The organism is Endobacterium panacihumi (genome assembly GCF_050847465.1).
In the GTDB taxonomy this organism is placed as follows: domain Bacteria; phylum Pseudomonadota; class Alphaproteobacteria; order Rhizobiales; family Rhizobiaceae; genus Neorhizobium; species Neorhizobium panacihumi.
Window position 1 is genome coordinate 2,095,925 of the sequence record NZ_JBOZRA010000001.1, and the last position, 20,514, is coordinate 2,116,438.

Annotated in this window: 22 protein-coding genes; 14 read left to right on the forward strand and 8 right to left on the reverse strand. The window is 59.6% G+C overall.

Going from position 1 to position 20,514, the window contains the following annotated elements; genetic code table 11:
- Nucleotides 1-25: 25 nt before the first annotated feature.
- The 5 genes from ACRQ1B_RS10450 (at nucleotide 26) to ptsN (ending at nucleotide 4,435) form a co-directional block, all read left to right on the forward strand.
- Entirely contained in the window at nucleotides 26-547 is a 522-nt protein-coding gene (locus ACRQ1B_RS10450; RefSeq protein ID WP_432293863.1) for an LptA/OstA family protein, read from the forward strand.
- Between the two features lie 9 nt (nucleotides 548-556).
- On the forward strand, nucleotides 557-1,354 hold the full coding sequence (gene lptB / locus ACRQ1B_RS10455) for an LPS export ABC transporter ATP-binding protein (protein WP_432293500.1): 798 nt from the start codon (nucleotides 557-559) through the stop codon (nucleotides 1,352-1,354).
- Nucleotides 1,355-1,511: 157 nt separating this feature from the next.
- A complete protein-coding gene (rpoN, locus tag ACRQ1B_RS10460) occupies nucleotides 1,512-3,068 on the forward strand; it encodes an RNA polymerase factor sigma-54 (protein WP_432293501.1) in 1,557 nt (518 codons plus the stop codon).
- 259 nt (nucleotides 3,069-3,327) lie between these two features.
- The gene (hpf, locus tag ACRQ1B_RS10465) at nucleotides 3,328-3,903 is read left to right on the forward strand and encodes a ribosome hibernation-promoting factor, HPF/YfiA family (RefSeq protein ID WP_432293502.1); all 576 of its coding nucleotides are present in this window, start codon (nucleotides 3,328-3,330) and stop codon (nucleotides 3,901-3,903) included.
- A gap of 67 nt (nucleotides 3,904-3,970) precedes the next feature.
- On the forward strand, nucleotides 3,971-4,435 hold the full coding sequence (ptsN, locus tag ACRQ1B_RS10470; RefSeq protein WP_432293503.1) for a PTS IIA-like nitrogen regulatory protein PtsN: 465 nt from the start codon (nucleotides 3,971-3,973) through the stop codon (nucleotides 4,433-4,435).
- A 78-nt stretch (nucleotides 4,436-4,513) separates the two neighbouring features.
- Here the strand turns inward: ptsN and grpE are convergent, their stop codons facing one another.
- Together grpE and hrcA are read right to left on the reverse strand one after the other, a co-directional pair.
- Nucleotides 4,514-5,134: a nucleotide exchange factor GrpE gene (grpE, locus tag ACRQ1B_RS10475; RefSeq protein ID WP_432293504.1), complete on the reverse strand. Its 621-nt coding sequence runs from the start codon at nucleotides 5,132-5,134 to the stop codon at nucleotides 4,514-4,516.
- Between the two features lie 106 nt (nucleotides 5,135-5,240).
- Nucleotides 5,241-6,323: a heat-inducible transcriptional repressor HrcA gene (gene hrcA / locus ACRQ1B_RS10480; protein ID WP_432293505.1), complete on the reverse strand. Its 1,083-nt coding sequence runs from the start codon at nucleotides 6,321-6,323 to the stop codon at nucleotides 5,241-5,243.
- 168 nt (nucleotides 6,324-6,491) lie between these two features.
- Here hrcA and rph point away from each other — a divergent pair, with 168 nt between their 5' ends.
- From rph to hemW, 4 genes are all read left to right on the forward strand, one after another.
- Nucleotides 6,492-7,211, forward strand: coding sequence for a ribonuclease PH (rph, locus tag ACRQ1B_RS10485; protein ID WP_432293506.1), 720 nt, complete (start codon nucleotides 6,492-6,494; stop codon nucleotides 7,209-7,211).
- A 192-nt stretch (nucleotides 7,212-7,403) separates the two neighbouring features.
- Nucleotides 7,404-7,808, forward strand: coding sequence for a VOC family protein (locus tag ACRQ1B_RS10490; protein WP_432293507.1), 405 nt, complete (start codon nucleotides 7,404-7,406; stop codon nucleotides 7,806-7,808).
- Between the two features lie 10 nt (nucleotides 7,809-7,818).
- A complete protein-coding gene (rdgB, locus tag ACRQ1B_RS10495) occupies nucleotides 7,819-8,463 on the forward strand; it encodes an RdgB/HAM1 family non-canonical purine NTP pyrophosphatase (RefSeq protein WP_432293508.1) in 645 nt (214 codons plus the stop codon).
- A gap of 10 nt (nucleotides 8,464-8,473) precedes the next feature.
- On the forward strand, nucleotides 8,474-9,664 hold the full coding sequence (hemW, locus tag ACRQ1B_RS10500) for a radical SAM family heme chaperone HemW (RefSeq protein WP_432293509.1): 1,191 nt from the start codon (nucleotides 8,474-8,476) through the stop codon (nucleotides 9,662-9,664).
- 10 nt (nucleotides 9,665-9,674) lie between these two features.
- Here hemW and ACRQ1B_RS10505 read toward each other — a convergent pair whose 3' ends face one another.
- From ACRQ1B_RS10505 to ACRQ1B_RS10515, 3 genes are all read right to left on the reverse strand, one after another.
- The gene (locus ACRQ1B_RS10505; RefSeq protein WP_432293864.1) at nucleotides 9,675-10,265 is read right to left on the reverse strand and encodes a class I SAM-dependent methyltransferase; all 591 of its coding nucleotides are present in this window, start codon (nucleotides 10,263-10,265) and stop codon (nucleotides 9,675-9,677) included.
- Between the two features lie 15 nt (nucleotides 10,266-10,280).
- Entirely contained in the window at nucleotides 10,281-10,895 is a 615-nt protein-coding gene (locus ACRQ1B_RS10510) for a LysE family translocator (protein WP_432293510.1), read from the reverse strand.
- Between the two features lie 92 nt (nucleotides 10,896-10,987).
- On the reverse strand, nucleotides 10,988-11,323 hold the full coding sequence (locus ACRQ1B_RS10515) for a metalloregulator ArsR/SmtB family transcription factor (protein WP_432293865.1): 336 nt from the start codon (nucleotides 11,321-11,323) through the stop codon (nucleotides 10,988-10,990).
- A gap of 101 nt (nucleotides 11,324-11,424) precedes the next feature.
- Here ACRQ1B_RS10515 and ACRQ1B_RS10520 point away from each other — a divergent pair, with 101 nt between their 5' ends.
- Together ACRQ1B_RS10520 and ACRQ1B_RS10525 are read left to right on the forward strand one after the other, a co-directional pair.
- Nucleotides 11,425-11,925 (forward strand): SRPBCC family protein, encoded by a 501-nt coding sequence (locus tag ACRQ1B_RS10520; protein WP_432293511.1) that lies wholly within the window; start codon nucleotides 11,425-11,427, stop codon nucleotides 11,923-11,925.
- Nucleotides 11,922-12,389, forward strand: a complete 468-nt coding sequence (locus ACRQ1B_RS10525) for a hypothetical protein (protein WP_432293512.1) — start codon at nucleotides 11,922-11,924, stop codon at nucleotides 12,387-12,389. Before ACRQ1B_RS10520 ends, ACRQ1B_RS10525 begins: the two co-directional genes overlap by 4 nt.
- A gap of 15 nt (nucleotides 12,390-12,404) precedes the next feature.
- Here the strand turns inward: ACRQ1B_RS10525 and dnaA are convergent, their stop codons facing one another.
- From dnaA to mutM, 3 genes are all read right to left on the reverse strand, one after another.
- The gene (gene dnaA, locus ACRQ1B_RS10530; RefSeq protein ID WP_432293513.1) at nucleotides 12,405-13,979 is read right to left on the reverse strand and encodes a chromosomal replication initiator protein DnaA; all 1,575 of its coding nucleotides are present in this window, start codon (nucleotides 13,977-13,979) and stop codon (nucleotides 12,405-12,407) included.
- 850 nt (nucleotides 13,980-14,829) lie between these two features.
- Complete coding sequence (rpsT, locus tag ACRQ1B_RS10535) at nucleotides 14,830-15,096, reverse strand: 30S ribosomal protein S20 (protein ID WP_306837853.1); 267 nt, start codon at nucleotides 15,094-15,096, stop codon at nucleotides 14,830-14,832.
- A 218-nt stretch (nucleotides 15,097-15,314) separates the two neighbouring features.
- Nucleotides 15,315-16,205 carry a bifunctional DNA-formamidopyrimidine glycosylase/DNA-(apurinic or apyrimidinic site) lyase gene (mutM, locus tag ACRQ1B_RS10540; RefSeq protein WP_432293514.1) on the reverse strand — a complete coding sequence of 297 codons (891 nt, stop codon included), beginning with the start codon at nucleotides 16,203-16,205 and terminating at the stop codon, nucleotides 15,315-15,317.
- A 162-nt stretch (nucleotides 16,206-16,367) separates the two neighbouring features.
- On the opposite strand from mutM, the gene ubiE reads away from it, so the two are divergent.
- The 3 genes from ubiE (at nucleotide 16,368) to ACRQ1B_RS10555 (ending at nucleotide 20,456) form a co-directional block, all read left to right on the forward strand.
- Entirely contained in the window at nucleotides 16,368-17,144 is a 777-nt protein-coding gene (gene ubiE / locus ACRQ1B_RS10545) for a bifunctional demethylmenaquinone methyltransferase/2-methoxy-6-polyprenyl-1,4-benzoquinol methylase UbiE (RefSeq protein ID WP_432293515.1), read from the forward strand.
- Between the two features lie 9 nt (nucleotides 17,145-17,153).
- Nucleotides 17,154-18,716 carry a 2-polyprenylphenol 6-hydroxylase gene (gene ubiB, locus ACRQ1B_RS10550; protein WP_432293516.1) on the forward strand — a complete coding sequence of 521 codons (1,563 nt, stop codon included), beginning with the start codon at nucleotides 17,154-17,156 and terminating at the stop codon, nucleotides 18,714-18,716.
- Between the two features lie 129 nt (nucleotides 18,717-18,845).
- The gene (locus tag ACRQ1B_RS10555) at nucleotides 18,846-20,456 is read left to right on the forward strand and encodes an aromatic amino acid ammonia-lyase (protein WP_432293866.1); all 1,611 of its coding nucleotides are present in this window, start codon (nucleotides 18,846-18,848) and stop codon (nucleotides 20,454-20,456) included.
- The last annotated feature ends 58 nt before the right edge of the window (nucleotides 20,457-20,514 follow it).

A 20,514-nucleotide genomic window follows, 5' to 3' on the forward strand; every position in this document is an offset into this window, starting at 1 on the left:
GACCCTTCGCCGTTTCCTGACCCCGATGACCGTCCCGGCTGCCCTCGCTGCCTGTTTCATGGCCGGCTCGGCGCTGGCGCAATCCTCGACCCGCATGGAAGGCATGACGCTTTCCAACGACAAGCCGATCCAGATCGAAAGCGACCAGCTGGAAATCCAGGACACCGAGAAAAAGGCCTATTTCACCGGCAATGTGCGTGTGGTGCAGGGTACCACGACGATGCGCGCCGGCAAGATGACCGTGCTTTACCTCGGCGAAGGATCTTCCGTGACCTCCGGCAACACGCAGATCGACAAGATTTTCCTGAACGACACGGTTCACCTGACCTCTGGCGAGCAGAATGCCACGGCTGATCAGGGTGAGTTCCAGATGGCCTCGCAGACTTTTGTTCTGACAGGCAAACAGGTCGTGCTGTCCGACGGACCCAACGTTTTCCGCGGCTGCAAGCTGACGGTGCTGATGAAGACCGGTGAAGCCAAGCTGACACCGTGCTCCAGCGGCCGCGTGCAGATCCTGCTCGACCCCAAATCGAAGCCACAGCAGTAATCGCGCCCCGTGAAGAAAATTTTCGCCAAACAGCCGAAGCCAGGCCAGCCGGAACCTTTCGACCCGCGTGACAAGGCGCGTTACGAAGGCACGCTGATCGCCCATGGCCTGACCAAGACCTATGATTCAAGACGCGTCGTCAACGGCGTGTCGCTGGTCGTGCGGCGCGGCGAGGCCGTTGGCCTGCTCGGACCGAACGGCGCCGGCAAGACCACCTGTTTCTACATGATCACCGGCCTGGTCGGCGTCGATCTCGGCATGATCGCCATCAACGGCAACGATGTAACACGCATGCCCATGTATCGGCGTGCGCGTCTCGGCGTTGGTTACCTTCCGCAGGAAGCCTCTATCTTTCGTGGGCTGACGGTGGAGGAAAATATTCTGGCCGTTCTGGAAGTGCACCAGAAGGACAGAAAACTGCGCGCCCGCAAGCTCGATGAGCTTCTGGAAGAGTTTCACATCGAGCGGCTGCGCAAGTCACCTGCCGTGGCGCTGTCCGGTGGTGAACGCCGTCGCCTGGAAATTGCCCGCGCACTCGCCACCGATCCGGCCTTCATGCTGCTGGACGAGCCGTTTGCCGGCGTCGATCCGATTTCGGTCTCCGACATCCAGAATCTGGTGCGCCACCTGACCGCGCGCGGCATCGGCGTCCTGATCACCGACCATAATGTGCGTGAGACACTCGGTCTGATCGACCGCGCCTATATCATCCATGCCGGCGAGGTCTTGACCCACGGCCGCGCCGACGACATCGTCAACAATGCCGATGTGCGCCGTCTCTATCTCGGCGACAAGTTCAGCCTTTGATCCGTTCATGATAACGACATGAATCTGGCGCCGACCGACTGTCGGCGCTTGACCAAACCCATTTAAAAAGCAATTTTCGGGCCAAGTGAGATTTCCTGCCGCAGAGCGGCCGGAAAAACCCACGAGTGGGAGATCGTCCGGGAGTTTCGCGTCCATCATGGCCTTGTCCGCCAGCCTTTTTTTGCGACAGAACCAGTCGCTCGTCATGACGCCCCAACTGATGCAGTCGATCCAGCTGCTTCAGATGACGCATTTCGAGCTGAACCAGTTCATCGCGCAGGAGGTGGAAAAGAACCCGTTGCTCGAATTTTCGCCAGGCGATGCACAAGGCGAAGGCAGCGACGCCGCCTCTGATGGTGCGGGCGACGGTCACGACGGGTCCGGCTCCGACAACGCTGACGGCAATTCGGAGACCGACTGGTACGAAACCGGCCGCGAAGACGGCGGCGCGCATATTTCAGAACAGATCGACGCCGATTTCGAAAACGTCTTCCCAGACGACATGCCGCAGGCAAGGCCCGATGCTCCAGAACTGATGGGCCAATGGAAATCCATGCCGGGCAGCGAAGGTGGAGAAGCCTACGACCTCGACGATTTTGTTGCCGGGCGTTTGAGCCTGCACGACCATATAATGCAGCAGGCACCGCTTCTCGTGTCGGATATCGGCGAACGGCTGATTGCACAGCATCTGATCGACCACCTCGATGATGCGGGCTATCTGCATGCCGACATGCAGGAGATCGCCGACAGGCTGGGCGCCGGCCGCGAAGAGATCGAAGCGGTTCTGGAGCGACTGCAGACGCTCGACCCGCCCGGCATATTTGCCCGCTCGCTTTCCGAATGCCTGGCGATCCAGTTGAAACAGAAGGATCGTTACGACCCCGCCATGCAGGCGCTGGTCTCACATCTGGATCTGCTGGCCAAGCGTGATTTTGCGACCTTGCGCAAACTGTGCGGCGTCGATGACGAGGACCTCGTCGACATGCTGGCGGAAATCCGTCAGCTCAACCCCAAGCCCGGCAGCGGCTTCGAGACCGGCGTTTCGGAGGCGATCGTGCCCGACGTGGTGGTACGATCCGGCGCCGATGGCGGCTGGGCGATCGAGCTTAATCCCGATACGCTGCCGCGCGTGCTGGTCAACCAGACCTATTTCCAGACGGTTTCGAAGACCGTCGCAAAACAGAGCGAGGATCAGGCCTTCCTGTCCGAATGCCTGCAGAATGCCAGCTGGCTGACCCGCAGCCTTGATCAGCGCGCAAAAACGATCATGAAGGTGGCGACGGAGATCGTGCGGCAGCAGGACGCCTTTCTGCTGAACGGTATCGAGCATCTGCGGCCACTGAACCTGAAAACGGTGGCCGACGCCATCAAGATGCACGAATCGACTGTCAGCCGCGTCACCTCCAACAAATACATGATGACGCCGCGCGGTCTGTTCGAGCTCAAATATTTCTTCACCGTTTCGATCGGTTCGGCCGAAGGCGGAGACAACCACTCCGCCGAAGCGGTTCGGCACAAGATTCGCCAGATGATTGCGCAGGAATCACCCGAAGCGGTGCTTTCGGATGACGACATTGTTATCAGCCTCAAGAAGGGTGGCGTCGACCTGGCTCGCCGTACGGTTGCAAAATATCGCGAAGCCATGAACATCCCCTCCTCCGTGCAGAGGCGGCGGGAAAAGCGAGCGCTGGCCAAGGTTTCCGCTGCGGGCTGAGCCTTCCCGCCGCATGGAAAATGCCCAGTTTCCCACAGGCACAGGGCCTTGCACAAACTGCTAATTTTCCCTGCCGTTGACTTTCCAAACCTCTGCGGCTAGAAGCCCGCCGCATCGGCTTGGAGATATGCGCCGCACTTTGATCCCTCAATTATGACCTGACAACGCAATTTGCCTCATCACCGTGTGAAGAGCTTGGATGCATCCGCGGCTTGGCGTAAACTGGTTCGTGCAAGTCACGACAAGAAGGAAACAATCCATGAGTGTGCGTGTATCTGGAAAGCATATGGAGATTGGCGACTCGTTCCGTCAGAAGATCGAAAGCCATATCGGCGATGCGGTTACCAAATACTTCGACGGGGGATATTCCAGCCAGGTGATCGTCGAGAAGGCGGGTTCTTCGCGCTTCTCGGCAGACTGCAAGATCCACCTCGATTCGGGCGTGGTGTTCCACGCAGCCGGTCAGGCGAACGACCCGCAACTGAGCTTCGATGCTGCTGCAGAACGGATCGAAAAGCGTCTGCGTCGCTACAAGCGTCGCCTCAAGGACCATCACGCCGGTAATAACGGTAATGGTGCTGAAGACATCGCCTATGCGATCATGGATTCCATTCCTGACGACGACCAGGAAGTGGCGGAGGATTTTGCTCCGACCATCGTCGCCGAAAGCTCCAAGCAGCTGCGCACCATGACGGTGGCGACGGCTGTGATGGCACTCGACATGACCGATGAACCGGTTCTTCTGTTCCGCAGCCCGGAAAAGAGCCTGAACATCGTCTACCGCCGCAACGACGGCAATATTGGCTGGATCGACGCTGCCAATATCAAAGGATAAGAACTTGTCGGGAGCGGTTTAAACGCCGCTCCCCTCGCCCCGTTCGGTGGCAAAAGGATGAGAAGAAATGGCTTTGGCAGATCTGCTGCAGCAAGATGCGATTATCCCCAGCTTGAAGGTGAATTCCAAAAAGCAATTGCTGCAGGAACTGGCTGCGAAGGCCGCCAAACTGACCGGCGTCAATGAGCGCGAGATTTTTGACGTGATCGTGCAGCGCGAGCGTCTCGGCTCCACCGGCGTCGGCCATGGCATTGCCATCCCGCACGGCAAGCTGACCTCGATTTCCCAGATTGTCGGCCTGTTCGCCCGCCTCGACTCGCCCGTCGATTTCGAGGCGCTGGATGACGAACCTGTCGATCTGGTGTTCCTGCTTCTGGCGCCTGAAGGTGCTGGCGCCGACCACCTGAAGGCGCTTTCGCGCATTGCCCGCGTGTTGCGCGACCAAGACCTGGTGACAAAGCTGCGCGCCACCGATTCCGCCTCGGCCATCTACGCCTTCCTCAACGAGGAACAGGCTTCCAACGCCGCCTGAGGTATTTTACAGCTTCACAAACAAAAAGCCCGGGTATCGATGATGCCCGGGCTTTTTGCTGATTGATGATCCGTTCGATCAGGCCTTGTCGGCAGCTTCCGCCACTTCGACCTTGGGGCCGCCCTTGGCAACGCCGACCATGGCCGGGCGCAGCACGCGCTCGCCGATCGTGTAACCGGCCTGAACCACCTGCACGACGGTGTTGTTCGGCACGGCCGGGTTCGGCACTTCGAACATGGCCTGATGGAAGTTCGGATCGAACTTTTCGCCTTCCGGCTCGATCTTCTTGACGCCATGGCGTTCCAGCGTCGACAGCATGGAGCGCTCGGTCATTTCCACGCCTTCGAGAAGCGTGGTGAGGCCGGCATCGGCTGCAGCGCGCATTTCGGCCGGAACGGCATCAAGTGCACGACGGAGATTGTCGGACACGCCGAGCATGTCGCGGGCAAAGCTGGTGACGCCGTAAACCTTGGCATCCTTCAACTCGCGCTCGGTACGGCGGCGCAAATTGTCCATATCGGCAGCGAGGCGCACAAAACGATCGCGCAGATCGGCATTCTCTGCCTGCAGTTCTGCGATCGGATCAAACTCGGCGACATCGGCTTCGGTCGCAGCTGTGTCCTCCATCGCGGCTGCCACGGCTTCGGCGTTTTCGTTGGCCGCCGCGTCAGTGCCGTTGTTCTTGGTTTCGTCGGTCATGACGGTCTCCGGGTGGTGTTCGTGTGAAGTGGCCCCGATATCAGGGTTTGAGCCGAAAAAATCAAGGCTTTGCGGCCATCAAGCGGCAAGCCGTCGATAAAGCTCTTCAAAGAGGGTTACGCGACATGCGCGCGAGAAGCTGGGCGGTGTAATCCACCATCGGCACGATACGCGAATAATTGAGCCGCGTCGGGCCGATGACACCGACGGCGCCGACGATGCGGTCCTCGCCATCACGATAGGGCGCGACGATCAGCGACGAGCCGGAAAGCGAAAACAGCTTGTTTTCCGAACCTATAAAGATACGGACACCCGGTCCGCTTTCGGCGAGATTGAGAATCTCGATCAGGCTGTCCTTCTTTTCCAGATCATCGAACAGAAGCCGCAGACGATCCATGTCGTCCGCGCCTTCCAACCCCTGCAGAAGATTGGCGCGGCCACGCACGATCAGCTGCGCCGGCTTGCCTTCGCCATTATCGCCCGACCAGACCGCAAGGCCACGGGCCACCAGATCCTGCGACAGGGCATCGAGTTCGCCCTTCACCTGTTCCTGGAGCCTGGTGATCTGGCTGCGCAGGTCCGGCAGGGTCTGGCCGGTGAGATGCGCGTTGACATAGTTTGCGGCTTCGGTGAGCTGCGACGAGCTGATACCGGCCGGCAGATCGATGACGCGGTTTTCAACCTGATTGTGTTCGCCGACCAGAATGGCGAGCGCCTTGGTGGGCTCCAGCCGGATGAATTCGACATGTTTCAGGACCGGATCACTTTTCGATGTAATCACGATGCCGGCGCCGCGCGACACGCCCGAGAGCATGCGGCTCGCTTCCGTCAGCATGCTCTCGATCGGCTGGCCGCGATCGGATGCGCGCACTTCACGGTCGATATTGGCGCGCTCTTCCGGCGAGAGGTCCCCCACCTGCATGAAGGCATCAACGAAGAAACGCAGGCCGGTCTGGGTCGGCAGGCGGCCGGCGCTGATATGCGGCGAATAGATAAGGCCGAGTTCTTCGAGATCGCTCATGACATTGCGCACCGAGGCCGGCGACAACGACATCGGCAGCAGCCGCGACAGGTTGCGCGAGCCGAGCGGCTCGCCATTTTCCAGATAACTTTCGACGATACGGCGAAAGATTTCGCGCGAACGGTCGTCGAGAATGGATTCCGTGGCGGTCGATGCCGAAAATGCCATGTTTCTTCCTATCCTGCGTCTGCGAACCGTCACCGTCTGACAATGCAAATATAATGCCGCGCCGGCCATGGCAAAAGGGAAAAGCGGCTTTGTAGTCTCAGGCTTTTCCTTTGCAAAAGCGGCCCCACAGTTCTAGAAACGCGATCACCATATTCCATGGAGTAAAGCATGCGGCCTTCAGGCAGAAAAATCGACCAGATGCGCAAGATCTCTTTCGAGCGCAATTTTTCCAAGCACGCGGAAGGCTCGTGCCTCGTGAAGTTCGGCGAGACGCATGTGCTGTGCACGGCAAGCCTTGAAGAAAAGACGCCGCCGTGGCTGCGCAATTCCGGTAAGGGCTGGGTGACGGCCGAATACGGCATGCTGCCGCGCGCAACCGGCGACCGCATGCGCCGCGAAGCCGCCACCGGCAAGCAGGGCGGCCGCACGCAGGAAATCCAGCGCCTGATCGGCCGATCCTTGCGCGCCGTCGTCGATCTGGAAGCGCTCGGCGAAAAGCAGATCACCATCGACTGCGACGTCATCCAGGCGGATGGCGGCACCCGCACGGCGGCCATCACCGGTGGCTTCATTGCCCTGCATGACTGCCTGAAGTGGATGGAAGCCCGCAACATGGTGAAGGTGGACAAGGTTCTCAAAGACCACGTTGCCGCCATTTCCTGCGGCATCTTTGCCGGCCAGTCGGTGATCGATCTCGATTACCTCGAAGACTCGGCTGCCGAAACCGACGCCAATTTCGTCATGACCGGCTCCGGCGGCATTGTCGAGGTTCAGGGCACCGCGGAAGGCAAGCCGTTCAGCCGCGAGGAATTTTTGACGCTGCTGGATCTGGCGACCGCCGGTACGGCCGAGCTGGTGGCCATGCAGAAGGCTGCGATTGCGGGCTGATTTTGGTGGGTGTTGCGATTTGTGGCTGCCCCTCACCCTTACCCTCTTCCCGCACGCGGGGAGAGGGGACCTGCCCTATAACTCCGTCGAGTATTACGAGACGGTGCGGCATATCCCTTCTCCCCGCAAGCGGGGAGAAGGTGGCGGCAGCCGGATGAGGGGCGTATCGCAAAGCGCCTGGAGAATGGCACCATGATCGACGGCATTCTCGAAACTGCCCTTTATGTCGATGACCTCGATGCCGCTGAAAACTTTTACGGCAGTCTACTCGGCCTCGAAAAAGTCCTGCGCGCCGGCGACCGTCACGTCTTTTTCCGCTGTGGCCAAGGCATTCTCCTGATCTTCAACCGCAGCGAAACCATCAAGCCACCCTCCCCCGATGCCCTGCCGGTTCCACCCCATGGCACGACCGGCGCGGGTCATGCCTGTTTCCGTGTCAGTGCGGAAGCGATTGACTTGATCGCCGAAAAGCTCAACAAGGCGGGCGTTTCCATCGAAAGCGACTTTCGCTGGTCGAACGGCGCACGATCGATCTATTTCCGCGATCCGGCCGGCAACAGCCTGGAATGCGCCGAACCCAAACTCTGGAATCTTTGAAGGACCGCCCATGCGCAAGCTCGAGACCCGCACCATTGTCGTTGCCAGCCACAATGCCGGAAAAATCCGCGAGATCGCCGACCTGATCGGTCCCTTCGGTTTTTCGGCAAAGTCTGCAGCCGAACTGAAATTCGATGAACCGGATGAGACCGGCACTACGTTTGAGGAGAATGCGGCGATCAAGGCACTGGCGTCAGCAAAAGCCTCCGGCCTACCCGCCCTTTCCGACGACAGCGGCCTCGTCATCGATGCCCTCGACGGCGCACCGGGCGTCTACACCGCCAACTGGGCCGAACGCGAGGATGGCAGCCGCGATTTTCCGTGGGCGATGCAGAAGGTGGAAACCGCCCTGCAGGACAAGGGCGCGGCAACGGACGACAAGCGCACCGCGCGTTTCGTCAGCGTGCTGTGCCTTGCCTGGCCCGACGGCCACACCGAGATGTTCCGCGGCGAAGTGGAGGGCACGATCGCCTGGCCGCCGCGCGGCGCCGATGGTTTTGGTTACGACCCGATCTTTCAGCCGCAGGGTTACGACACCACATTCGGCGAGATGACGGCGGAAGAAAAGCATGGCTGGAAGCCCGGCGATGCGGAAGCGCTTTCCCACCGTGCCCGTGCCTTCAAGATTTTTGTCGAAACCTGCCTGGAAGCGTAAACAACACCTCATGGACACCGTACTCGACCGCCATGCCAAACTTCTGCCCGATACCGGTGAGCCCGGTTTCGGGGTCTATGTGCATTGGCCGTTCTGTGCTGCCAAGTGTCCTTATTGCGACTTCAACAGCCATGTCCGCCACCAGCCCGTCGATCAGGAACGGTTCACCGCCGCCTTCCTGAAGGAGATGGCATGGATGCGGCAGATGAGCGGCCCAAAAACCGTAACAAGCGTGTTCCTTGGCGGCGGCACGCCGTCGCTGATGCATCCGAACACGGTGTCCGCCATTCTCGACGGTATTGCCAAACACTGGCACATGCCCGATGGCATCGAGATCACCATGGAAGCCAACCCTTCCAGCGTGGAAGCAGAACGTTTTCGTGGGTATCGCGCCGGTGGCGTTAACCGCGTGTCGCTGGGTGTGCAGGCTCTCAACGATCGCGACCTGAAATTTCTCGGCCGCCTGCATGACGTGGACGACGCGCTGAAGGCGATCAAGCTGGCACGCGACATTTTTCCGCGCATGTCCTTCGACCTTATCTATGCCCGCCCGAAACAGACGGTTGCCGAATGGGAAGCCGAGCTACATCAGGCGATCGACTTTGCCGTCGACCATCTGTCGCTCTACCAGCTGACGATCGAGGAAGGCACACCCTTCTACGGCCTGCACAAGGCCGGCAAGCTGATCGTGCCGGACGGCGACCAATCCGCCGATCTTTACGAGGCGACGCAGGAGATTACCGCGCGTTTCGGCATGCCGGCCTACGAGGTGTCGAACCACGCCGTACCGGGCGCGGAAAGCCGCCATAACCTGACCTATTGGCGTTACGGCGATTATGCTGGCATTGGCCCCGGCGCGCATGGCCGCCTGTCACGCGGTTCCTTCAAGATCGCCACCGCCACCGAGCGCAAACCGGACGCGTGGCTGGACCTCGTGGAGGCCCATGGCCACGGCATGGTGGAGCAGGAACAGCTCGGCTTTGATGAAATGGCCGACGAGTTGCTGCTGATGGGTCTGCGCCTGACCGAGGGTGTCGATCTTGCCCGCTGGAGCCAGCTTTCCGGCCGCGACCCCAATCCGGAGCGCGAGCAGACTTTACTGGAACACGGGTTTATCGAACGCATCGGCAATTCAAGACTGCGCTGCACGCCTTCCGGCATGCTGATATTGGATGCTGTGGTGGCCGATCTGGCCTTTTGAGGCACAGGTTTCAGGCTTTCACGGCCAGCAGATGCAGCCAGTCTGTCGGCTGACCATCATAAGCGCCGCCATGGGTCATATCCACGGCGAGATAGGACCATGGCAGGGTTTCGCCGAGCATCATCAGCCAAGGCATGGATGGGTAGTTATAATAACGCCCGAGCGCATCATGCCCCTCCGCCTCGCCGCCCTTGAAACTGGCATAAAAGACGCCGCCCTGGCGAAGCGCACGGTGGATACGGGAAAGTACCGCCCCCAGATCAACCCGTGGCACATGCAAAAGACAGGCATTGGCCCAGATGCCATCAAACGCCGAAACGGCAGTGATCTCGCTGAAGGGCAGGACCGAGACAGGCATTTTCAAGCGGCGGGAGGCTTCGGCGGCAATCTCGGCAATGCCATCGGTGGGCGTGACGCGAAACCCGCGGGACAGCATTTCCGCGCTGTCGCGGCCATTGCCGCAACCGAGCTCCAGAATTCTGGCGCCTTGTGTCAGGCGGGCGAGAAACGGATCGAGACGTTCGCGGCTGGGCGCATTCGCGTGTTCGGCGTAGGTACTGGCGTTTTCCGCGTAGAACCGGGTGGTGGGATCCTGCGGCAAAACCATGCCCCTCTCCTATCGCGACAACATCAGCTTCGTGCCGAAACCCAGAAACACCATGCCGACGCCGAGATCGATCTTCTTTTTGGCCTTCAGATAACCGGCGGCAACACGCGGATGGGTGATGAGCCCGACAAGGCAGGTATAATAGAGCGTCGCGATCGCAATCATCACAGCAATGGCGGCGAGACCATAAAAGAACGGCGTGCCGACCGGCATTGTGGCGGCAAACAGGGATGCCACGAACAGAGCCGATTTGGGATTGGCGAGATTGGTGGCCACGCCCATGCGATAGGCGGTTTTCAGCGGCACGTCGATCTTGCGATCCCCCAACTCGGCGACCGGACCGGAGCGACGCAGATCGCGAAGGATCTTGATACCGAGATAAACCAGATAAAGCCCGCCGACGATTTTCAGTGCCAGATAGGCGAAGGGAGCAGCCTGAAAAAGCGCATTGATGCCGAGCCAGCCGGCAAGACCCCATAAAAATGTGCCGGTTATGGTGCCGGCGGCTGCCACGACGGCGACCTGGCGTGGCGCGGTGAGTGCATATCGCATGACTAGCAATGTGCTGGGACCCGGCGTGATGCAGGCCACCGCCCAGATGGTGGCAACGGAAATCAGAAACATTTTTAGCCCCTCAGGCATTCTTGTTTTGACAAGACATGCGCCTCGGAATCGGCCTTGGTCAAGCAGGGATCGCCGGCTTTCCGGGTCTCACCCTATACAGTCGATTTTTCCGTCTCGTCCGCCTTGGCCTTGCGCGCCAGTTCGGCGCTTTCGCGACGGAGCGGACCGCCGATCGGGCAGACATCCTGCACGAAACCGGTCAGCGTCAAGGCCAGTGTATCGGGCACTTGCCTGTAATAGACGAACTTGCCGCGCTTTTCGCTGGTGATCAGCCCTGCATGTTCCAGCAATTGCAGATGCTGCGAGATCGACGGTTTCGACATGTCGAAACGCGCGGCGATATCGCCCGCATTCATCTCGTGATGGGCGACATAAGCGAGGATTTTCCGGCGCACCGGCGAGGCGAGCGCCTCGAAAATGATCTGCATCGACATGCCTCTCTCTACCATAAGTCATTTAGGCAATCAATTAACTGTTGACAGAAAAACAATTAGACGATTACCTAAATGAATAACCAAGGAGAGACGTCATGCAGATCCGATCGCAGTGGATTTTTGACAGTGAGCCGCAGCATATCTGGCCCAATTTTCTGCAGGCCCGCATGGATGACAGCCGGCCATTGCTGTTTTACTTCGGCATACCCAAGCCCGTCAGTTGCAAGGTTCTGGAGGGCGAAGGCGCACTCGGAAAAACCCGCCAGTGCACAACCGATCGCGGCACGATCGATCAGCGTATCGTGATTTTCGAGGAAAATCGGCGCCTGCGCTACCGGATGATTGCCAGCACGGTGTGGTGCCGCAACTGGGTGGGACGCCTGGAAGACGAATTTACTCTCACGCAACTGGAAGATGGGCGGACAAAGGTGGAGAGGCTGACGGAGTTTGGCGCCGCAGGCTGGTTCTGGCCGGTACGACAGATCGGTTTATGGGTAGCGCTGGCACAAGCGCATCGTTATGCCGCCCGCAATTGGCGCCGGCTGAGCGAGATACGAAAGCAAGCAGCATCGAGCGATGGGGAGCAGGTCGCATGATATTGCGAAACAGCCGTCTGCTCCGCCTTGCCTATGTGGTTGAATTCACCGTTCTGGCATTGCCGCTGCTGATTATGATGGCTCCGCTGGCGCTTGTGGGCGCGGTTGCCTTTGGCGTCATCAGCATTTCTCCCGCAGCCGAGGGCCATATCGGCCTTCTTCCGGCGGCCGGCATGCTGATATGCCTGAGCGGTCTTGCGGCCATGTTCAAGTTTTTCAGACTGTCGATCGTCTACGTGTTTGGATCACGGACCAGATTGCGCGGGTACGCCCGTGAATTTCGGCTTGGCTTGGCCTTGGCGGCGCCGGCTCTGGTTTTCACCCTAGGTGCTTCGGTCGCCATGGGTTTCAGCGATCCCAAACTATGGCCGCTACTGCCATTCCTGAGCGGTATGGTGCTGTTCATCCCGATCACGCATTTATGGCTCGCCCTGCGCGATGCGGAGCGAGCCATCGAAACGTGACAAGACGGCGATTGATCAGGCGTTGTTGTCGTTGATCAGGCGCTTCAGGAGTTCGATCTCCTGACCGAGTTTGGTGTCGCCGCCGATCAGATCCTCGATCTTGCGCACGGCGTGCAGAACCGTGGTGTGGTCGCGGCCACCGAAACGACGGCCGATTTCCGGGAAGGACCGCGGCGTCAGTGTTTTTGCCAGATACATAGCGATCTGGCGCGGCTTGACGATGACGCGGGTACGGCGGTTCGACACCAGTTCCTGGCGCGAGACGTTGTAATGGCGGGCAACGATACGCTGGATATCCTCGATGCGGACGCGCTTGGCTTCGCCGGTGCCGACCAGATGGGCCAGCAGTTCATCGACGCGCTCCAGCGACAGAGAAGGCTCGAACGAGCGGCGGAAGATCAACTGGTTGAACGCACCCTCGATTTCTCGACCGCTATTGGCAACGTTGCGGGCAACGTGGCTGAGGATCTCATCCGGAATATCCAGCGACGGATCATCCTGACGCGAGATTTCGAGGCGGCGCTTGAGCATTTCGAAGCGCATCTCGTAATCGGGCGTTTCCATCTCGATGTTGACGCCGCCCTGCAGACGCGAGCGGACGCGGGTATCGAGCGATTCAAGCTCCCAAGGCGCACGGTCGGCGGCAACGACCACCTGTTTGGCGCTGTCGAGCAGCATGTTGAGCAAGTGGCAGAATTCGTTCTGGATCATCTTGCCCTGCAGGAACTGCATGTCGTCGATGATCAGGAGATCGATATTGCGCAGCGACTCCTTGAGCGTCAGGGCATCGTTGTCGCGGATGGCAGTGGCGAAACGCCACATGAAATATTCGGCCGTCAGGTAAACGACGCGCGGATTGCGGTCGCTGTTGACGGCGGCATTGGCAATCGCCTGCAGAAGGTGGGTCTTGCCGAGGCCGACGCCGGAATGGATGAACAGCGGATTGAAACGCACGGCATTGGCACCGGCATCCGCAATGGTGCGGGCGGCGGCAAGAGCCACGCGGTTGGACGGGCCTTCAACGAACGTGTCGAACGTATAACGGCTATCGAGCGGCGAACCGAACAGCGGGCCACCGGCAGATGGCTGGCGCTGCGTAGCGGACGTGGCAGCCTGAACGGGCGCCGGAAACGAGGCGATCTGACCGATTTCACGCGGAGGCTGGCGACGAGCCGGCTGTGCAGCCGGTGCGGCTTCGGTCGTCGACGGACGCTCTTCAGCGCCTGAACGAGCCGGGCGGCCAGCGGTGCGCACCAGGATTTCGACCTTGAGGATTTCGGAATCCTCGGCCTGCATGATGGTGGTGATGAGATCGAGATAACGGTTGTTGATCCACGACTTCAGAAAGGTTGTCGGCACGCTCAGCCGGACAACGCTTTTGGAGACGGAATGAATCTTGAGACGTCCGAACCAGCTTGTGTAGACTTCAAGGCCAACCTGCGCCTTCAGGCGCGCGCTGAACCGCTCGAAAAGAGCATCGTGATGCATTTCAGATTTTTCCCCTGCCGCCTGGGAGCAAACTGAATCCAACGCCTGCGGTACGGTATCGCTTTCGCCAAAAGCCCGGATCGGAGCCGTGTTCATCTGCATTGCTGTGCCGCCTTCCAATATTACTCACGCCCGGCGGCCGTACTTTCGGACCGCCAGGTCGAACTCGTTAAATTGCGATCGGCCTGCCTCTCCTCGTCAGAGGCTTGCGTCTCGCATCAATTATTTAATGCCCCGCTGGGTCTAAAACCCGATCGCGGCTTACCAGGAGCCCTCTTTCCCCGGCTCCAGATCACGTCGATACGCAACGCAACCGCGGCACCCCATCCTCGTCATGGAACGCCTGACATTCTCTGCATGGGGCCGGCAAACGGCCCCACTCATTCGGCAATACCCAACCGCGCCGGAATCCATAAGGATTTTCGGTACACAACCGTTGGTTATATGAAAAAACGGAAACTGAACTTTCCGTCACAAGAGTCTAGAGAGTCTTTGTGCCCACTCTATACTTGGCGTTTGTCAGTGTTCCCGACAATTCCCCGCGCCTCTTGTTGAGAGCCATTTAGGCAGGATCACATGCCAAGATCAACAGCGAATTTTACGCAAAATTAAACGCGGCCCGTTGACTCTTTTGGTCTAGTCGGCATCGATTTAAACCCTTGTTCGAGAATCTCTTTTGAATCAACGGGATTCAAAAATGATGGGATTACTGGACGCGCCAGAAGCGAAAAAATAAAAATTCGCTTGACTCAAAATCGGACAGTTTGCCCACCCTCAAAATTGATGGAATGCAACCTTTCCTTCCATAAGCATTTGATTTTCAACGAATTTTTATGTCACTGACTTGTTATCAATTCATCAAATAAGCCGGACAACGATTCTCGCATAGCGCGAACGCGAAAAAGCCCGGTCAACGACCAGGCTTCATTCATGACAGCGACTTTAACGCTGATTAGGCCGACAGGGCCTTAACGCGCTTGGCAAGACGCGAGACCTTGCGGTCTGCGGTATTGCCATGCATGACGCCCTTGGTGGCAGCGCGCTGGATTTCCGGCTGAGCGGCCTTGAGGGCTGCTGCGGCTACCGTGACGTCACCCGTTGCGATAGCTTCTTCGACCTTGCGGATGAAGCCACGGACGCGCGAACGACGAGCCTTGTTGACTGCGGTACGGCGAGCGATCTTGCGGGTCGCCTTTTTCGCCGAAGTTGTATTGGCCATCTCATGCCTCTCTACGAATTCGAACCAAAACTCCACCATCGCCGCGCCGGGTCGTTGCGACCTCATCATTCAGCAATTCGGGAGCAATAGAGGAAGCCGTGATCAGGCTTTCCCAACTGTGGAGCGGCGTATAGCCTTAATGGGCTGAGCAGTCAACGCGCAATTTCACCGGTTTTGCCCGGATTACGAGTCTTTTCGTCAGACAGGCCGCCCGAACTTCACCTCTGGCACTCTGGGCAATAAAAAGACGAGCGTCCGGCCTGGGTGACGCGATGCACGGTACCTAGGCAATCCGGTGTCCGACACGCATGGCCTTCCCGGTCATAGACAGAGAAGGAATGCTGGAAATATCCGAGCGTGCCATCGGTCTGGATGTGATCCCTGAGTGAGGAGCCACCGGCGGCGATGGCATCGGCAATGACCGCGCGGATGGCATCCGTCAAAGCTACCAGTTCCTTTTTCGGTTTGCCGGTCGGCGTGACAATCGTGCCCGATGCCCGAAGCGGCGAAAGATGTGAACGCCACAGGGCCTCGCAAACATAGATATTGCCGAGACCAGCGATATTGCTCTGGTCGAGAAGCGCGCTTTTCAGCGGCTGGATCTTTCCGGCAAATTTTTTGGCCAGATGATCGGCACCCAGAATATTGCCGGTCGGCTCTGGCCCCAGTTCGGCAAAGGCAGGATAGGTATCGAGCTCAGAGCGCGCCCACAGATGCATGAAGCCGAAACGACGGGGGTCATTGTAGATGACGCGCATCGGGCCAGTCGGCGTTTGCAGGTGGAAGATGACGTGATCGTGTTTTTCATCCTTCGAGCGGACATGATGGAAATTGCCGGGCAACTCGGCACCTGCTCCTTCTTCTATACGGAAGGAACCGGACATGCCGAGATGGGCGATGATGGTGGCGCCGTCATCGAGATCGATCAGCAGATATTTCGCACGGCGGCCGAGGGCTGCGATACGTTGGCCCGATACGCGATCCGCAAAGTTTTCAGGAAAGGGAAACCGCAGGTCCGGGCGACGAAGCTCCAGCTTCGTCACGGTCGCACCTTCCATCACGGGCGAGAGGCCTCGACGGACGGTTTCGACCTCTGGCAATTCGGGCATGGCTTTCCTAACTTCCTGTTTCAACGTCCAGCGGACTGCTCTATAGACCAAGCACAAAGACACCGCATGCGATCCATTACATAGTGTGCGGACAGGCCATTCACCATGGTCCGATCGACCAGACACGTGACCCGTATGCGGGACAAGAAAGAGGACACTTCCATGGCTGAGACCCGAACCCAGGCAGACGGCGGCATGGAAACCTCCTACGGTTTTCGCGAGGTGGGTACCGGCGAAAAGCAGGGACTCGTCAACGAAGTCTTCCATAAGGTCGCCAAGCGTTATGACGTGATGAACGACGTCATGTCGGTCGGCATGCACCGCATCTGGAAGGATGCCATGATCAATGCGCTCAACCCGCGCAAGGACCCGGATTACCGCTTTCTGGACGTGGCCGGCGGCACCGGCGACATTGCCTTCCGCATCGTGGAAGCTTCCGACAAGCTGGCCAAGGGCACGGTTCTAGACATCAACGGTTCGATGCTGGGCGTGGGCGCCGAGCGCGCCGCCAAAAAGAAGCTGGCCGACAACCTGACTTTCGTCGAGGCCAATGCGGAAGAACTGCCTTTCGAGAACAATTCCTTCGATGCCTATACAATCGCATTCGGCATCCGCAACGTGCCGCGCATCGATGTGGCGCTTTCGGAAGCCTATCGCGTCCTGAAGCGCGGCGGGCGTCTGCTGGTGCTGGAATTTTCGGAGGTCGACCTGCCGCTCCTGGAGCGGGTGTATGAAGAGTGGTCGTTCAAGGCCATCCCGCAATTCGGCAGGATGATCACCGGTGATGCCGAGCCCTACCAGTATCTGGTGGAATCGATCCGCAAATTCCCCAATCAGGAAAACTTTGCGACGATGATCCGCACCGCCGGTTTCTCGCGCGTCGGATTCACCAATTACACCGGTGGCATTGCCGCCCTGCATTCCGGCTGGAAGCTGTAAGGGCAACGCATGAGCACGATCGGCGCCTATTTCCGCCTGACCCGCGTCGGCTGGGTTCTCGTCCGCGAAGGCGTGGTCTCCGCTCTGCCGACGCAGGGCATGCCGCCGATGCTGGCATTTGCCAAATCGCTGACCCGCATTTTTGTCAAACCGCGCTCGATCAAGGAAAGCCGTGCCGAAAGGCTGGCCCGCGCCGTCTCGCGGCTTGGGCCCTCCTACGTCAAGATCGGCCAGTTTCTGGCGACGCGACCGGACGTGGTTGGTGTCGACTGGTCCGCCGATCTGGCGCTGTTGCAGGACCGGATGGCGTTTTTCCCGACGGCCATCGCCAAGGAGCAGATCGAGACCTCGCTCGGCCGGCCGATCGATGATCTCTACACATCCTTCGGCGAGCCGATTGCCGCCGCCTCCATCGCGCAGGTGCATCCGGCCGAAGTGGCGGGCAAAAAGGTCGCCGTAAAGGTCGTGCGCCCCGGCGTTCGCCAGCGTTTTGCCAATGATATCGAGGGCATGTATCTAGTGGCCCATATGCAGGAGCGTTTCATGCGCTCCTCGCGCCGTCTGCGCCCGGTCGAGGTGACGCGCACGCTGGAACAGACCACCAAGCTGGAAATGGACCTGCGCCTAGAAGCGGCCGCGCTTTCGGAAATCGGCGAGAACACCAGGGATGACCCCGGTTTTCGCGTGCCGAACGTGGATTGGGAACGCACCGGCCGCGACGTCATCACCATGGAGTGGATCGACGGCGTCAAAATGTCGGACGTGGCGAGCCTGAAAGCTGCCGGTCACGACCTCGATCTTCTGGCCGAAACGCTGATCCAGTCTTTTCTGCGCCATACGCTGCGCGATGGCTTTTTCCATGCCGACATGCATCCCGGCAATCTGTTCGTCGATCCCAAGGGTATCATCGTTGCCGTCGACATGGGCATTGTCGGACGCCTGGGCAAAAAGGAACGGCGGTTCCTTGCTGAAATCCTCTACGGTTTCATCACCCGCGATTACATGCGGGTGGCGCAGGTGCATTTCGAGGCCGGTTACGTGCCGAGCCACCATGATATCGCGAGCTTCGCCCAAGCGATCCGAGCGATCGGCGAGCCGATCCATGGGCAGCCGGCAGAAACCATCTCCATGGCGCGCCTGCTGGCGCTGCTGTTCGAGGTGACCGACCTCTTTGAAATGGAAACGCGGCCCGAGCTGATCATGCTGCAAAAGACCATGGTCGTGGTCGAAGGCGTGTCGCGCATGCTCAACCCGCGCTTCAACATGTGGAAGGCATCGGAGCCGGTCGTCGGCCAGTGGATCCGTGACAATCTTGGCCCCAAGCGGATCATGACCGACCTGAAGGACGGTATGCAGGCGGCGGTAAAACTGGCGGAAGCCCTGCCGGAAATTGCCGCCAAAACCGAAAAATTCCACGGCCAGCTTTTGCAGATGAGCGAACACGGCCTGCGTTTCGACACCCAGACGGCAGAGGCGATCGGCAAGGCCGAGGCGCGGCATACGCGTTCAGGACGGCTGGCCTTGTGGGTGATCGCTATCGCTCTGGTGGCGATCGCGATTATGCTAGCCTGACGCCGCTGCAAAGAACGACATGGCCTGTCGCAACCGGACAAGGTTGCGCAGGTTGCGGATCGGGTAAGATCCGCGCACAAGAAAACGGCAACGGGAGACTGAATGCGGACGTCTGAAAGCGCGCATGACATGACCGACAGCCTGAAACAGGGGCCGGCAGCCGATGCTAGCGACCCGCAAGCCATTATCGAACTGACCGGCCAGCCCCTCGGTTTTCCCGAACTGATCCGCATCGGCCAGGGGATTGTGCAGGTGACGGCGGAGCCGGAAGGGCTCGACCGCGTGCGCGCCGCTCGCGCCGTTCTGGAAAGAGCCATAGAAGACGGCATTCCGGTTTATGGCGCCACCACCGGCGTCGGCGCCATGAAGGATGTCGCCTGGTCGCCGGAGGAACTGGACGCCTTTAATCTCGGCCTCGTGCGCGCCCACCATTTTGGTACCGGCGAACCTTTTCCAATTTCTGTCGTGCGTAATGCCATGGCGCTGCGCGTCAATACCGCGCTCACCGGTTATGTCGGCTGCTCAACCGATCTGGTAGAGGCCTATCTTTCTCTTCTGGCGGCGGATGTCATACCGGTCGTGCGGCGCACCGGCTCGATCGGCTGCGCCGATATCGGCCTGATGGGGCAGATCGGCGCGGTGCTGACCGGCGTCGGCGAAGCGCATTACAGAGGTCGCCGACTGCCCGCCGCACAGGCTTTCGAGGAAGCGGGCCTAAAACCGTTCAAGATGGCGCCGCGTGACAGCCTCGCCTCACTCAGCGTCAACTCCGTGAGTTTTGCTGCCGCCGCCGAAGCGACGCGCGCCGCTGCCGGTGCGATCCGCACCATGCTGGCGACGGGGCTGGCCGCATCGGCCGCCATGGGCGGTTCGCGCGATCCGTGGGTGGCCGTCACCCATGTGGGTACGCCACGGGAAAAGATGATCGGCAAATGGCTGTGCAATGCTTCCGACGGCTGGGCCGAGGGCGGACGGGATTGGCCAGTCGCCACGCACGTACAGGACCCGCTCAGCCTGCGCATGATCGCGCAGGTTTTTGGCTCCGTGTTCGAGGCGGTCGTGACGGCGGGACACAAGGTGCTGGCCGCGACCGGCCGCTCGGACGACAATCCCGTCATCGTTGATGGCCGTGTGCTGACATCCGGTGGTTCGCTACCGCTCGACGTGACCGTGCTTCTGGAATCTGCCTCGCTGACCATGGCGCATGCGGCGCGCAATGCCTTCAACCGCTGTGTGCTTCTCGGCAACGGCCAGCGGCGTGACCTGCCAGTCAACCTCGTGCCGCACGGACGCATCGCCACCGGTTTCGGGCCGATCATCAAACTCGCCGGCGAGATTTTTTCGCGCGTTTTGTCGATGACCAATCCGGTTTCGGCGCAATCCCTCGTCGTTTCCGGTGGCATGGAGGATGAGGCAGCGTTTCTGCCACTGGTGATCGAACGGTTCGAACGGCAGACACAGGCGCTGAAACGTCTGGCGGCGCTGGAGGCCCTGCTGGCGGCACAGGCGATGGATATCTGCGGCGACAAACCCGGTGGTGCGGCAAAGCTGGTTTACGACGTGGTGCGTCGACATGCGGATTTTTACACCATCGACCGGCCGCTTTCGTCCGAGGTGGAAGCGATCGAGGTGGATCTTGCCTCGGAACAGTTCCTGACCGAGCTGATCGCCATCTCTCCGATCCATGCTATCGATGGATTTTTCGCGCTGGGTGGTTTTGGCAGTCAGGCTGCCGAGTAGGCAAATGAAAGACGACGCATAGGACAGGCATAACAGGCAGGCAGGTCAGACAGGAGGC

What these genes read in the sequence shown, in the direction of transcription:
- ACRQ1B_RS10450 (WP_432293863.1), top strand. Translation starts at nt 26, where the DNA reads ATGACCGTCCCGGCTGCCCTCGCTGCCTGTTTCATGGCCGGCTCGGCG.
- rpoN (WP_432293501.1), top strand. Translation starts at nt 1,512, where the DNA reads ATGGCCTTGTCCGCCAGCCTTTTTTTGCGACAGAACCAGTCGCTCGTC.
- hpf (WP_432293502.1), top strand. Translation starts at nt 3,328, where the DNA reads ATGAGTGTGCGTGTATCTGGAAAGCATATGGAGATTGGCGACTCGTTC.
- ptsN (WP_432293503.1), top strand. Translation starts at nt 3,971, where the DNA reads ATGGCTTTGGCAGATCTGCTGCAGCAAGATGCGATTATCCCCAGCTTG.
- grpE (WP_432293504.1), bottom strand. Translation starts at nt 5,134, where the DNA reads ATGACCGACGAAACCAAGAACAACGGCACTGACGCGGCGGCCAACGAA.
- hrcA (WP_432293505.1), bottom strand. Translation starts at nt 6,323, where the DNA reads ATGGCATTTTCGGCATCGACCGCCACGGAATCCATTCTCGACGACCGT.
- rph (WP_432293506.1), top strand. Translation starts at nt 6,492, where the DNA reads ATGCGGCCTTCAGGCAGAAAAATCGACCAGATGCGCAAGATCTCTTTC.
- ACRQ1B_RS10490 (WP_432293507.1), top strand. Translation starts at nt 7,404, where the DNA reads ATGATCGACGGCATTCTCGAAACTGCCCTTTATGTCGATGACCTCGAT.
- rdgB (WP_432293508.1), top strand. Translation starts at nt 7,819, where the DNA reads ATGCGCAAGCTCGAGACCCGCACCATTGTCGTTGCCAGCCACAATGCC.
- hemW (WP_432293509.1), top strand. Translation starts at nt 8,474, where the DNA reads ATGGACACCGTACTCGACCGCCATGCCAAACTTCTGCCCGATACCGGT.
- ACRQ1B_RS10510 (WP_432293510.1), bottom strand. Translation starts at nt 10,895, where the DNA reads ATGTTTCTGATTTCCGTTGCCACCATCTGGGCGGTGGCCTGCATCACG.
- ACRQ1B_RS10515 (WP_432293865.1), bottom strand. Translation starts at nt 11,323, where the DNA reads ATGCAGATCATTTTCGAGGCGCTCGCCTCGCCGGTGCGCCGGAAAATC.
- ACRQ1B_RS10520 (WP_432293511.1), top strand. Translation starts at nt 11,425, where the DNA reads ATGCAGATCCGATCGCAGTGGATTTTTGACAGTGAGCCGCAGCATATC.
- ACRQ1B_RS10525 (WP_432293512.1), top strand. Translation starts at nt 11,922, where the DNA reads ATGATATTGCGAAACAGCCGTCTGCTCCGCCTTGCCTATGTGGTTGAA.
- dnaA (WP_432293513.1), bottom strand. Translation starts at nt 13,979, where the DNA reads ATGCAGATGAACACGGCTCCGATCCGGGCTTTTGGCGAAAGCGATACC.
- rpsT (WP_306837853.1), bottom strand. Translation starts at nt 15,096, where the DNA reads ATGGCCAATACAACTTCGGCGAAAAAGGCGACCCGCAAGATCGCTCGC.
- mutM (WP_432293514.1), bottom strand. Translation starts at nt 16,205, where the DNA reads ATGCCCGAATTGCCAGAGGTCGAAACCGTCCGTCGAGGCCTCTCGCCC.
- ubiE (WP_432293515.1), top strand. Translation starts at nt 16,368, where the DNA reads ATGGCTGAGACCCGAACCCAGGCAGACGGCGGCATGGAAACCTCCTAC.
- ubiB (WP_432293516.1), top strand. Translation starts at nt 17,154, where the DNA reads ATGAGCACGATCGGCGCCTATTTCCGCCTGACCCGCGTCGGCTGGGTT.
- ACRQ1B_RS10555 (WP_432293866.1), top strand. Translation starts at nt 18,846, where the DNA reads ATGACCGACAGCCTGAAACAGGGGCCGGCAGCCGATGCTAGCGACCCG.